Here is a 12,692-nt window from a genome sequence, read left to right as displayed (position 1 = left end):
CTAGGCGACCACGTCGTCGAGGCGGGCGGCCTGCTTCTCCTTGAGCGGGCCGATCACCGCCAGCGAGGGGCGCTGGGCCAGTACATCCTGTGCGACCGCGCGGACGTCGTCCGGGGTGACCGCGGCGATCTCGGCCAGCATGTCGTCGACGGACATCTGGTCGCCCCAGCACAGCTCGCTCTTGCCGATGCGGTTCATGAGCGCGCCGGTGTCCTCCAGGCCGAGGACGGTGGAGCCGGAGAGCTGGCCGATGGCCCGCTTGATCTCGTCGTCGGCGAGGCCTTCGGAGACGACCTTGTCGAGCTCGTCGCGGCAGATCCGCAGGACGTCGTGGACCTGGCTGGGCCGGCAGCCCGCATACACGCCGAACAGGCCGGTGTCGGCGAAGCCGGAGGTGTACGAGTACACGCTGTAGGCCAGGCCGCGCTTCTCGCGGACCTCCTGGAAGAGCCGGGAGGACATGCCACCGCCGAGGGCGGTGTTCAGCACGCCCAGCGCCCAGCGGCGCTCGTCGGTGCGGGCGAGGCCGGGCATGCCGAGGACCACGTGGGCCTGCTCGGTCTTGCGGCTCACCAGCTCGACGCGGCCGGAGGTGCGGATGCGCTTGGTGCCGGTGCGCGGGCCGATCGGGACGGCGTCGGTGCGGGTCAGCGCGCCGGCCTTCTCGAAGGCGGCGCGGACCTGGCGCACGACCTTGTTGTGGTCGACGTTGCCGGCGGCGGCGACGACCAGGTGGGTCGGGTCGTAGTGCTTCCTGTAGAAGCGGCGGATCCGGTCGGCGGCGAGGGCGTTGATCGTGTCGACCGTTCCGAGGACCGGGCGGCCCAGGGGGCTGTCCCCGTACATGGTCTGCGCGAACAGGTCGTGGACCATGTCGCCCGGGTCGTCCTCGGTCATCGCGATCTCTTCGAGGATGACCCCGCGTTCGGCGTCGACGTCCTCCTCGCGGATGAGCGAGCCGGTGAGCATGTCGCAGACCACGTCGATGGCCAGCGGCAGGTCGGTGTCGAGCACCCGGGCGTAGTAGCAGGTGTACTCCTTCGCCGTGAAGGCGTTCATCTCGCCGCCGACCGCGTCGATCGCGGCGGAGATGTCGAGGGCGCTGCGCTTGTGCGTGCCCTTGAAGAGGAGGTGCTCCAGGTAGTGCGTGGCCCCGTTCAGGGCGGGCGTCTCGTCCCGGGAGCCCACGTGCGCCCAGATGCCGAAGGTGGCGGAGCGGACGGAGGGCAGCGTCTCGGTGACGACGCGCAGTCCGCCGGGGAGGACGGTGCGCCGGACGGTGCCGATGCCGTTCTCGCCCTTGAGCAGGGTTTGGGTACGGGCGACGGCCCGCCCCTCCGAAGAGGGGCGGGCCGTCACACGGGAACTACGCGACGTCACTTGTCGGAGTCGTCCTTGTCAGCCTCGTCGGCGGCGTCCTCGCCCTCGATCACGGGGATCAGGGAGAGCTTGCCGCGCTGGTCGATCTCGGCGATCTCGACCTGGACCTTGGTGCCGACCGCGAGCACGTCCTCGACGTTCTCCACGCGCTTGCCACCGGCGAGCTTGCGGATCTGCGAGATGTGCAGCAGGCCGTCCTTGCCGGGCATGAGGGAGACGAAGGCACCGAAGGTGGTGGTCTTGACGACCGTACCCAGGTAGCGCTCGCCGACCTCCGGCATGGTCGGGTTGGCGATCGAGTTGATCGTGGCGCGGGCGGCCTCGGCGGCCGGGCCGTCGGCGGCACCGATGTAGATGGTGCCGTCGTCCTCGATCGTGATCTCGGCGCCGGTGTCCTCCTGGATCTGGTTGATCATCTTGCCCTTGGGGCCGATGACCTCACCGATCTTGTCCACGGGGATCTTGACGGTGATGATCCGCGGGGCGAACGGGGACATGGCGTCCGGCGTGTCGATCGCTTCCATCATCACGTCGAGGATGTGGAGGCGGGCGTCGCGGGCCTGCTTGAGGGCCGCGGCCAGGACGGAGGCCGGGATGCCGTCGAGCTTGGTGTCGAGCTGGAGCGCGGTGACGAACTCCTTGGTGCCGGCGACCTTGAAGTCCATGTCGCCGAAGGCGTCCTCCGCACCGAGGATGTCGGTGAGGGCGACGTAGTGGGTCTTGCCGTCGATCTCCTGGGAGATCAGGCCCATGGCGATGCCGGCGACGGGGGCCTTGAGGGGCACACCGGCGTTCAGCAGCGACATGGTCGAGGCGCAGACCGAGCCCATGGACGTCGAACCGTTGGAGCCGAGGGCCTCGGACACCTGGCGGATCGCGTAGGGGAACTCCTCGCGGGTCGGGAGGACCGGCACGATCGCGCGCTCGGCGAGCGCGCCGTGGCCGATCTCGCGGCGCTTCGGCGAACCGACGCGGCCGGTCTCGCCGACGGAGTACGGCGGGAAGTTGTAGTTGTGCATGTAGCGCTTGCGGGTCACCGGGGAGAGGGTGTCCAGCTGCTGCTCCATGCGGAGCATGTTGAGGGTGGTGACGCCCAGGATCTGGGTCTCGCCACGCTCGAACAGCGCCGAGCCGTGCACGCGCGGGATGGCCTCGACCTCGGCGGCGAGGGTACGGATGTCCGTGATCCCGCGGCCGTCGATGCGGACCTTGTCCTTGATGACGCGCTCGCGGACCAGGGCCTTGGTCAGGCTGCGGTACGCGGCGGAGATCTCCTTCTCGCGGCCTTCGAAGGCCGGGAGGAGCTTCTCGGCGGCGATCTCCTTGACGCGGTCCAGCTCGGCCTCGCGGTCCTGCTTGCCCGCGATGGTCAGCGCCTGGGAGAGCTCGCCCTTGACGGCGGCCGCGAGGGCCTCGTACACGTCGTCCTGGTAGTCCAGGAAGACCGGGAACTCGCCCTCGGGCTTGGCGGCCTTGGCGGCGAGGTCGGCCTGGGCCTTGCAGAGGACCTTGATGAACGGCTTCGCGGCCTCGAGGCCCGCGGCGACGATCTCCTCGGTCGGCGCCTCGGCGCCGCCCTTGACGAGGGCGATGGTCTTCTCGGTGGCCTCGGCCTCGACCATCATGATCGCGACGTCGCCGTCCTCCAGGGTGCGGCCCGCGACGACCATGTCGAAGACGGCGTCCTCGAGCTCGGTGTGCGTCGGGAACGCCACCCACTGGCCGCGGATCAGCGCGACGCGGACGCCGCCGATCGGGCCGGAGAAGGGCAGGCCGGCCAGCTGGGTGGACGCGGACGCGGCGTTGATCGCGACGACGTCGTACAGGTGGTCCGGGTTGAGCGCCATGACCGTGGCGACGACCTGGATCTCGTTGCGCAGGCCCTTCTTGAAGGACGGGCGCAGCGGGCGGTCGATCAGGCGGCAGGTGAGGATCGCGTCCTCGGAGGGCCGGCCCTCGCGACGGAAGAAGGAGCCGGGGATCTTGCCGGCCGCGTACTGCCGCTCCTCGACGTCCACCGTCAGGGGGAAGAAGTCGAGCTGGTCCTTGGGCTTCTTCGACGCGGTGGTGGCGGACAGCACCATCGTGTCGTCGTCCAGGTAGGCAACGGCGGAGCCGGCGGCCTGGCGGGCCAGACGGCCCGTCTCGAAGCGGATGGTGCGGGTGCCGAAGGAGCCGTTGTCGATGACGGCCTCGGCGTAGTGGGTCTCGTTCTCCACTAGCGTTTTCTCCATTTTCGTCGTCTCCGTCCGCCGCCCGTGTGGCGGTGGACGGTTGCGGAGAAGCGCTCCTGGCGTGCGGGCCGGTCTTCGATCGAAGCATCCGGTTCGTTGCCCCCTGGGGCATTCCGGGTGCCACTACCGAGGACCGGCGGCGGTGGGAGGGCGCTCCTCCTCTTCAGTTGTGCACGTCTCGTCGTCGGACGTACACGTGCGTCCGTTCCAGACTACAAAGGGACCGGTCCGTACCGCACGTACAGCAAAGGGAGCGGCCCCCGGATGTGGGAACCGCTCCCTTCACGGCGTCTTACTTGGCGCCGGCCGCACCGCGGCGGATGCCGAGGCGCTCGACCAGCGTACGGAAGCGCTGGATGTCCTTCTTGGCCAGGTACTGCAGCAGGCGGCGACGCTGGCCGACCAGGATCAGCAGACCACGACGGGAGTGGTGGTCGTGCTTGTGGGTCTTGAGGTGCTCGGTCAGGTCCGAGATGCGGCGCGACAGCATCGCGACCTGGACCTCGGGGGAGCCGGTGTCGCCCTCCTTGGTACCGAACTCGGTGATGATCTGCTTCTTCGTAGCGGCGTCGAGCGGCACGCGTACTCCTCGTTTGGGTCTTCGTTGCCACCGAGTGCCCCAGGTCGAATTCTCTGGGGATCTTCCGTAACTCGGGAGGCGGGGTCCGCTGAGCGCAGCCTCCAGAGCGTTCCGGAGGCGCGTACACAAACGGCCGTCACACAGCGTACCAGGCTGCCGCTCGGGCCCGTCTCAGCTGGTGAGAGAGCGGGCCCGGGAGTAGACGTCGAGCACGGCCAGGGCCAGGGGCACCAGGCTGAGCAGGACCGCCGCCTCGGTGAGGTCGAGCAGCCGTCCCCAGAAGGGTGACAGACCCTTGCGGGGAATGACCAGCGCAATTCCCGCGAGGAGGGCCGCTCCGGCGGCGACGGCGGCCGTGAGCCAGAGGGTACGCAGGTCCAGGCCGCTGCGGTCGTGCTCCAGGAGCAGGGCTTCGCGCAGGGCGGCGGGCGGATGCAGCGACAGGCCGAGGATCAGCAGGGCGACCGCCGCGAGCCCGGCGGTGAGGGCGCACACCACCTGGGAGGTGTAGCGGAAGAGGCGGGCGCGCAGGAGCATCGCGAGGCCGGTGGCCAGGGCCAGCAGCCGTGCCCAGGTGTTGTCGGAGAAGCCGAGGACGGCGGCGGCGCCGACGGCGACGGCGGAGCAGCCGCCGACGAGGCCGAGCAGCATCTCGTGGCCGCGGCGGGCCTGGGCGGCGATGGCCTCGGCGTCGAGCGGGGTGCCCTGCTCGGCCTGGTCGGCGCCGGGCTGGTCACCGTACGGCTCGGTCTCGTAGCGGTCCGGGGTCTGGTAGTCCTCGGTGACGCTCTGCGGGGCGGCGTAGCCGATGGGCAGGCGGGCGAAGCGGGCGGAGAGTCCGGGGAGGAAGGCGACGAGGCCGATGGCGACGGGGGCGCACACGGCGGCCGTCCAGGTCGCCGAGGCCTCGGTGGCGATCGCCCCGAAGGTGGCCAGGGTCCCGGTGGCGGCGACGAAGACGGCCGCCACGAAGGGGGCGTCCCCGCTGGGGGTGAGGGCGACCAGGGCGACGGAGGCGACCAGGACGCAGACGCAGCCGAGGAGGAACTGCAGCCGTCCGGGGCCGTGGCCCGCGTCCGGGGCGATGATCCCGGAACCGGCGATGAGCAGGTGGGGCAGGGCGCCGAGGCCGAGGGCCACGGCGGAGAGGCGGTCGCGGTAGACGCGGGCGCGCACCCCGGCCACGGCGGTGAGCAGGAGACCGACGGCGCCCGCGATGATCCCGGGCAGGCCGTGCATGTCGTGGCGGACGGGGTCGGCGTACCAGAGGACGAGGGCCAGCATGACGAGGAGGACGGCGGAGCCGGCCAGGCCGGCGCCGCGCAGCATGTCGTCGCTCCAGCGGTGGCGGTCGCGGACGACCGCGGAGGCGACGGCGTCGGAGACGTCGTCGAAGACGGCGGGCGGCAGGGACTCGGCGAAGGGGCGCAGGCTGAGCACCTCGCCGTCGAGGACCTGCTGGGCGGCGAGGGTGCGGGCCCCGTCCAGGACGGTGCCGGAGCGGCGGACGAGGTGGAAGCCGGTGGGTGCGCCGACGGGCTGGGTCTGGCCGGTGAGCCGGAGCAGTTCGGGGTAGACGTCGGCGACGGCGATGTCCTCGGGGAGGGCCACGTCGATCCGGCTGTCGGGGGCCACGACGGTGACCCTGCAGAAACCCGTCGTCCCGGCCGTACTCACCGTTGAGACCCCCCTTTTCGGTGCCCGCGTCCGCAGCCGATTCGCGGATGCGCATGCCGCGCGCGACACCCTACAGGGGGTGTCCGGCTGGGCCGACTGGGGGACGCTGCGCGGTCGTCGACCAGTAGGATCGCGGTCGCGTGGGGGGAGAGCCCCTCAGCACCCGGGACTTGGGGGGCGCCGGCTGCGACGTCCCGTCCGCTTTCGAGGGATGGATGCTCCGGTGAGCCAGATCGTCGTCAAACGCCCGCCGCGGTCCCTGCCGCCGGAGGTTCCCGCCGAGGAACTGCGGCTGGAGTCCCCGCCCGAGCTTCCGCGGGGGCAGCAGGAGGGCATGCTGATGCAGCTCCTGCCGATGCTGGGCATGGGCTCTTCGGTCGTCTTCTTCTTCATGCCGGGTGCGGCGCCGTTCATGCGCATCATGGGCGTGCTGATGCTGGTGTCGACGGTGGCCATGGTCGTGGCGCAGCTGGTCCGGCACCGGCGCGGTACGCAGGGGCAAATGGCGGATGTGCGGCGGGACTACCTGAAGTACCTCGCCCAGACGCGTCGTCAGGTGCGCCGGACCGCGCGGGCGCAGCGGGACGCGCAGTGGTACCTGCACCCGGCACCCGAGCAGCTGTGGTCGGTGGTCGCGGAGGGTTCGCGGCTGTGGGAGCGGCGGGTCGGCGATCCGGACTTCGGGCAGGTCCGGGTGGGTCTGGGCGCGCAGCGGCTGGCGACGCCGCTGGTGGCGCCGGAGACGGCGCCGGTGGACGAGCTGGAGCCGCTGACCGCGGGGGCGATGCAGCGTTTCCTGCGCGTGCACTCCTCGCTGGACGGTCTGCCGGTGGCGCTGTCGATGCGGGCGTTCTACCACGTGACGGTGTCCGGGGAGCCGGCGTCGGCGCGCGGTGTCGCGCGGGCGATGGTCGCCCAGCTCGCGACGCTGCACTCCCCCGAGGACCTGGTGGTGGCGGTGGTCGCCGCGCCGGGTGCGGTGCCGTCGTGGGACTGGACGAAGTGGCTGCCGCACACGCAGGTGGCCGGTCAGGTCGACGGGGCGGGTACGAAGCGGCTGTTCGGTGACGACCTGGCGGAGCTGGAGGGGCTGCTGGGGCCGCGGCTGGAGGGGCGGCCGCGGTTCAGCCGTGAGGTGTCCCCGGTGCTGGACCAGCCGCACCTGGTGGTGGTGCTGGACGGCGGGATGGTGCCCCCGGACTCGGTGTTCGCGGCGGCGGAGGGGCTGCAGGGCGTCACCATCGTGGAGGTGGTGGCGGGTGAGCTGGACGAGCGGCGCGGCGGGCTGTCGGTCGTGGTGCGTCCGGGCCGGCTGCGTCTGGAGTCGGGCGGCGGGGTCGCGTACGAGGGCGTCCCGGACGCCCTGTCGCTGCCCGCGGCGGAGGCCCTCGCACGGCAGTTGGCGCCGCTGCGGACGGGCGGCGGGGACGACGACGAGCCGCTGCTGGCGAATCTGGACTTCACGGACCTGCTGAACCTGGGCGACCCGGCGGCCGTCGACGTGGCGCGGACCTGGCGGCCGCGGTCCGCGGGCGAGCGGCTGCGCGTGCCGATCGGTGTCGGCGAGGACGGCGGGCCCGTGATGCTGGACCTGAAGGAGGCGGCTCAGGAGGGCATGGGGCCGCACGGCCTGTGCGTGGGCGCGACCGGTTCGGGCAAGTCGGAGCTGCTGCGCACGCTGGTGCTGGGTCTGGCGGTCACGCACACCTCGGAGACGCTGAACTTCGTGCTCGCCGACTTCAAGGGCGGTGCGACCTTCACGGGCATGGGGCAGATGCCGCACGTGGCGGCGGTCATCACGAACCTGGCGGACGACCTGACGCTCGTGGACCGCATGGGCGACTCGATCCGCGGCGAGCTGCAGCGCCGCCAGGAGCTGCTGCGCGCAGCCGGCAACTACGCGAACATCCACGACTACGAGAAGGCCCGCGCGGCCGGTGCGCCGCTGGAGCCGCTGGCCTCGCTGGTGCTGGTCATCGACGAGTTCAGCGAGCTGCTGACGGCGAAGCCCGACTTCATCGACATGTTCATCCAGATCGGGCGCATCGGCCGGTCGCTGGGCGTGCACCTGCTGCTGGCCTCGCAGCGGCTGGAGGAGGGCAAGCTGCGCGGTCTGGACACCTACCTGTCGTACCGGATCGGTCTGCGGACGTTCTCGGCGGCGGAGTCGCGGACCGCGATCGGGGTGCCGGACGCCTACCACCTGCCGTCGGTGCCCGGTTCGGGCTATCTGAAGTTCGGTACGGACGAGATGGTGCGCTTCAAGGCGGCGTACGTCTCGGGCACGTACCGTTCGGGCGGCCCGGACCTGTCGGTGGGGGCGTTCCCGGTGGAGCGGCGTCCCGTGCTGTTCACGGCGGCCCCGGTGCCGGTGGTGTACGCGGCCCCGGACCCGGCGTACCTGACGGCGCGGTCGGAGCGGGAGGACGACGCCCTCGCGGACACGGTGCTGGACGTGATCGTGGGCAGGCTGGAGGGCCAGGGGGTGCCGGCGCACCAGGTGTGGCTGCCTCCGCTGGACCGGGCTCCGGCACTGGACCAGCTGCTGCCGGCGCCGGCGCCGAGCGCGGAGCGCGGGCTGCACGCGCAGGGGTACACCCGCCCGGGCGGGCTGATCGTGCCGCTGGGTCTGATCGACAAGCCGTTCGAGCAGCGGCGCGAGGTGCTGTACCGGGACTTCTCGGGGGCGGCGGGCCATCTGATGGTGGTCGGCGGTCCGCAGTCGGGCAAGTCGACGCTGATGCGGACGCTGGTGTCCTCGTTCGCGCTGACGCACACCCCGCGGGAGGTGCAGTTCTACGCGCTGGACTTCGGCGGCGGCAGCCTGTCGGCGATCGCCGGGCTGCCGCACGTGGGTGGTGTCGCCTCGCGGCTGGACCCGGAGCGGGTGCGGCGCACGGTCGCGGAGGTGGGGGGTGTCCTCAACCGCCGGGAGGAGTTCTTCCGCGCGAACGGCATCGACTCGATCGGGACCTACCGGCGCCGGCGGGCAGCGGGCGAGCTGCCGCACGAGCCGTGGGGCGACGTCTTCCTCATCGTCGACGGCTGGGGCAACTTCCGCGGCGAGTACGAGGGCCTGGAGCAGGTGGTCACGGACATCGCCTCGCGCGGCCTGGGCTACGGCATCCACGTGGTGATCACCGCGGCGCGGTACATGGAGGTGCGGGCCGCGCTGAAGGACCAGATGCTGGGCCGGCTGGAGCTGCGGCTCGGCGACACCATGGACTCGGAGTTCGACCGGAAGGTCGCGGCGAACGTGCCCCAGGGCATGCCCGGGCGCGGCCAGGTGCCCGAGAAGCTGCACTTCCTGGGGGCGCTCCCCCGGATCGACGGCTCCCACGACACCGGTGACCTGTCGGAGGCGACGGCGGCGTTCGTGGAGGCCGTGCGGCAGAACTGGGCGGGCCCGGCGGCTCCGGGCGTCCGGCTGCTGCCGCGGCTGCTCCACGCCGACCAGCTGCCCAAGGGCGGGGAGTTCCCCGAGCGCGGCATCGCGATCGGCATCGACGAGACAGCCCTGGAGCCGGTGTTCGTCGACTTCGACTCCGATCCGTTCCTGCTGGTCTTCGGCGAGAGCGAGTCCGGCAAGACCAACCTGCTGCGGCTCATCGCGAAGCAGATCGCGGAGCGCTACACCCCGGACCAGGCGCGGCTGGTCGTCGGCGACTACCGGCGGACCCTGCTCGGCGCGCTCCCGGAGGAGCACCTGCTGGAGTACGCGCCGATGGCGAACTCGCTGCAGATGCACATGGAGGCGCTGGGCGGGGTGTTCTCGCGCCGGCAGCCGCCGCCCGACGTCACCCCGCAGCAGCTGCGCGACCGCAGCTGGTGGACGGGCCCGGACGTGTTCATCATCATCGACGACTTCGACCTGGTGGCGACGAGCCAGGGCAATCCGCTGGCGCCGCTGGTGGAGTACCTGCCCTTCGCCCGGGACACGGGCGTGCGCTTCATCATCGCGCGGAGCACGGCGGGCGCCTCGCGCTCGATGTACGAGTCGTTCATGCAGCGGATCAAGGAGCTGGGCGCGCAGGGCCTGGTCCTGTCGGGCGACCCGGCCGAGGGCGACCTGGTGGGTACGGTGCGTCCGCGCCCGATGCCGCCGGGCCGGGGCTACTTCGTCTCGCGCAGGCGGGGCACGTCGCTGGTGCAGCTCGGCCGGATGCCGGGCGGCATGTGATCGGCGGAAACCCGTCCCTGCCGGGGGCGCTGCCCCGATAATCGGCCGTGAAGACCGCACCACCGAGGGAAGGGGCCGCTCATGGGCACCCAGCAGGAGAAGGACGAGCTGTACGCGCTCGACATCAGCGGTGTGGAGTGGGAGGGCCCGCCCGGGACCAGCCCGGACGAGGAGCGGGTGGAGATCGCCCGGCTCCCGGAGGGGGCGGTGGCCATGCGGTCCTCGCTGGACCGCGAGACGGTGCTGCGCTACACGGCGGCCGAGTGGGAGGCGTTCGTGCTCGGGGCCCGGGACGGGGAGTTCGACCTGGACCGGCAGGAGCCCTGAGGGTCCGTCGGGGCACACACGGTGAAGGGGCGCGCCCGGTCTGGGCGCGCCCCTTCACCGTGCGGGACCCGGCGCGCGGGCCCGTCCCGGGGTCAGTAGGCCTCGGTGAAGAGGGTCGACGCCCGCTTGTCGGTGGCGCGGTAGTCGTCCTTGCCGCGCTCGATGAGCTTGGCGACCTTCTCCAGCTCGGCCTGCATCGTGCTGGCCTTGCCCTTGTACTTGCCCTGGAGGGTGACGTACTCGCGGTGCGCCTCACCGTCCCAGGTGTCGGTGACGACCTTCAGGGCCTGTTCCATCTGCTCCAGGTCCTTGATGATGTTCCCGGAGACGATCCGGATGCGGTCCGCCATCTGCTGGACGGATTCGTACCGGACCCGGGTGCCGTCGTTCGCCGTCATGCTCTGCTCCTTCTCGCTGTGTCCGACCGGGGGCGACGTGTCGTCAGATGCCGTCGAGGCCCGAGCGGGGGCCGGTGCCGGACTGCGACGGCTGGACGGCGTTCTTGAACGCGGCGCGAACCTCGTCGTCCTGGGCGTTGCTGAGGTTCTTCGTCTGCGCCACCGCGTTGTGCAGGACGCCGAGCAGCCGGCGGATCTCGTCGTGGCTGTCGTTGAGGGTGCTCTGGGCGGTGATGAAGCCCGAGGCGCCCACACCGGTCCAGCCGGCGCTCACGGTGGCGAGGATGTCGGCCAGCTCACGGGCCTGCTTGGAGACGGCCGTGCCGGTCTCCTCGATCTTGTTCTTCGCCCGGACGACCGGGTCGTCCGCAAGTCCGAAGGTGTTCGTGCTCATCGAAGCTCCTCACTTCTGAATTCGCCGGCGGACCAGGCGGATTGCGCGGCGGAGCGGGCTGCCGGGCGTGGCTGCGGGCTGCACGCCCCGGGTCGTCCCCCTCCGCTTCACACGATCCCCCGATCACACTCGTGAAGCCTGCGGTCACTCTAGTCAGTTCGCCGTCCGCGCCCAACACCGGTCGGGCGCTTCCGTTGACGAACCGTGACCGTTCACTGCAAACGCCGTCGGCGGTTGCGGGCTTCCTTCACGACGGTCGCCGTACCGGCGATGACGGCGATCAGGACGGCGCCGATGCCGAGAGCGTACGTGCCCAGGCGCTCCGCCCGCTCCTGCGCGGTCTCGGTCAGGTGCAGCGGAGCGGCCTGCGGGGCGGCGGCCGGGGGCGGACCCGGGTCGGGTACGGGGGCGGTGGGCGGCTGCTGGTCCTGCCCGAGTGCGCGGACCGGGTCCACGACGCCCCAACCCACGTAGTCGTCGCGGCCCTTGACGGAGCGTTCCGCGGTGTTCTGGATCTGCCAGACGATCTGCTGGGCGGTCCAGTCCTCGTGCTCCGCGCGCAGCAGGGCGGCCACGCCGGCGACGTAGGGGGCGGAGAAGCTGGTGCCGTTGTCGATGCACTGGCCGAAGCCGGGGACGGTGGAGACCATGTCGACCCCGGGTGCGGCCACCCCGATGAAGTCGCCGGGCTGGGAGAACTCGGCGCGTTCGTTGTTGCGGTCGGAGGCGCCCACGGCGAGCACGCCGGGGAAGGCCGCCGGGTAGGTCCTGCGCTTGCGGCCGCTCGTGCCGTCGTTGCCGGCCGAGGCCACGACGACGATGTTCGCCGCCACGGCCTTGCTCACCGACTTGGCGAGTTCGGAGTCCGCCGTCAGCTGAGCGTCGGTGTCCTGGGAGATGTTGATCACCTGGGCGCCCTTGGCGACGGCGTGGTCGATGGCCTGGCTCAGCGAGAGGGCGTTGCCCTTGCCCTGCCCGTCGTTCTGCCGGATCGGGATGATCGTGGAGTCCGGCGCGAGCCCCACGAAGCCGGTGCCCTCCTGGGGACGGGCCGCGATCAGCCCGGCGACCTTGGTGCCGTGGCCGACGGTGTCGGCCGTGCCGTCGCCCCCCTTCGGGTCGACGAGGTCCTTGCCCGCGCCCACGTCGAGGGCCGGGCCGAGCTGCGGGTTGGCGCGGTCCACCCCGGTGTCGATGACGGCGACCCGTACGCTCCTGCCCTTCTTGTCCTTGCCCTTCGTCTGCGCCCACAACTCGTCGAGCAGGATCCTCTGGAGCGCCCAGGGGCGGTCGGCGATCTGCTGCTTCATGGGGAAGGTGCACTCCCCGGCGCCGTCGAGGCCCACGGCGTACGGGGGCGCGGGCTGCGCCGGCGCGGACTGCGCGGCCGTCGCACCCGTGGCGACGGCGGCGACGGCGGCGGTCAGGGCGAGGCCGAGGGCGGCGGCCCGCGCGGGCCCTGTGGTCCGCCGCACCGGCCGGGGAGACGGCGGGGCCGGCGTCGGAGGGGCGGCGGGCGGCA

The 12,692-nt window shown here is 71.8% G+C and carries 9 protein-coding genes; 2 read left to right on the top strand and 7 right to left on the bottom strand.

Going from position 1 to position 12,692, the window contains the following annotated elements:
• The 4 genes from ACPU2J_RS24890 to eccD all read right to left on the bottom strand — a co-directional run bounded on the left by ACPU2J_RS24890 (nt 1) and on the right by eccD (nt 5,871).
• The gene (locus ACPU2J_RS24890; RefSeq protein WP_420079429.1) at nt 1-1,380 is read right to left on the bottom strand and encodes a M16 family metallopeptidase; all 1,380 of its coding nucleotides are present in this window, start codon (nt 1,378-1,380) and stop codon (nt 1-3) included.
• Nucleotides 1,377-3,599, bottom strand: a complete 2,223-nt coding sequence (locus ACPU2J_RS24885) for a polyribonucleotide nucleotidyltransferase (RefSeq protein ID WP_361603908.1) — start codon at nt 3,597-3,599, stop codon at nt 1,377-1,379. The genes ACPU2J_RS24890 and ACPU2J_RS24885 overlap by 4 nt, the downstream gene beginning before the upstream one ends.
• Nucleotides 3,600-3,906: 307 nt before the next feature.
• Nucleotides 3,907-4,194 (bottom strand): 30S ribosomal protein S15, encoded by a 288-nt coding sequence (gene rpsO, locus ACPU2J_RS24880; RefSeq protein ID WP_360868846.1) that lies wholly within the window; start codon nt 4,192-4,194, stop codon nt 3,907-3,909.
• A 171-nt stretch (nt 4,195-4,365) separates the two neighbouring features.
• Nucleotides 4,366-5,871 carry a type VII secretion integral membrane protein EccD gene (gene eccD, locus ACPU2J_RS24875; protein WP_423834009.1) on the bottom strand — a complete coding sequence of 502 codons (1,506 nt, stop codon included), beginning with the start codon at nt 5,869-5,871 and terminating at the stop codon, nt 4,366-4,368.
• Nucleotides 5,872-6,094: 223 nt separating this feature from the next.
• Here eccD and eccCa point away from each other — a divergent pair, with 223 nt between their 5' ends.
• A complete protein-coding gene (gene eccCa, locus ACPU2J_RS24870; RefSeq protein WP_423834008.1) occupies nt 6,095-10,051 on the top strand; it encodes a type VII secretion protein EccCa in 3,957 nt (1,318 codons plus the stop codon).
• Between the two features lie 81 nt (nt 10,052-10,132).
• A complete protein-coding gene (locus ACPU2J_RS24865; protein ID WP_361603874.1) occupies nt 10,133-10,378 on the top strand; it encodes a DUF397 domain-containing protein in 246 nt (81 codons plus the stop codon).
• 92 nt (nt 10,379-10,470) lie between these two features.
• Here the strand turns inward: ACPU2J_RS24865 and ACPU2J_RS24860 are convergent, their stop codons facing one another.
• The 3 genes from ACPU2J_RS24860 to mycP form a co-directional block, all read right to left on the bottom strand.
• Nucleotides 10,471-10,776 (bottom strand): WXG100 family type VII secretion target, encoded by a 306-nt coding sequence (locus ACPU2J_RS24860; RefSeq protein ID WP_361603877.1) that lies wholly within the window; start codon nt 10,774-10,776, stop codon nt 10,471-10,473.
• A 43-nt stretch (nt 10,777-10,819) separates the two neighbouring features.
• Nucleotides 10,820-11,170: a hypothetical protein gene (locus tag ACPU2J_RS24855; RefSeq protein WP_420079432.1), complete on the bottom strand. Its 351-nt coding sequence runs from the start codon at nt 11,168-11,170 to the stop codon at nt 10,820-10,822.
• Between the two features lie 212 nt (nt 11,171-11,382).
• Nucleotides 11,383-12,645 (bottom strand): type VII secretion-associated serine protease mycosin, encoded by a 1,263-nt coding sequence (gene mycP / locus ACPU2J_RS24850; protein ID WP_423834007.1) that lies wholly within the window; start codon nt 12,643-12,645, stop codon nt 11,383-11,385.
• Nucleotides 12,646-12,692: the final 47 nt, after the last annotated feature.

It is taken from the genome of Streptomyces manipurensis (assembly GCF_049570255.1).
Lineage (GTDB): Bacteria > Actinomycetota > Actinomycetes > Streptomycetales > Streptomycetaceae > Streptomyces > Streptomyces manipurensis.
This window is presented reverse-complemented; position numbering and strand designations above follow the sequence as displayed.

Excerpts from the sequence above, each read along its gene's own strand:
- ACPU2J_RS24865 (WP_361603874.1), top strand. The coding sequence starts at position 10,133 with ATGGGCACCCAGCAGGAGAAGGACGAGCTGTACGCGCTCGACATCAGC.
- ACPU2J_RS24855 (WP_420079432.1), bottom strand. The coding sequence starts at position 11,170 with ATGAGCACGAACACCTTCGGACTTGCGGACGACCCGGTCGTCCGGGCG.
- ACPU2J_RS24860 (WP_361603877.1), bottom strand. The coding sequence starts at position 10,776 with ATGACGGCGAACGACGGCACCCGGGTCCGGTACGAATCCGTCCAGCAG.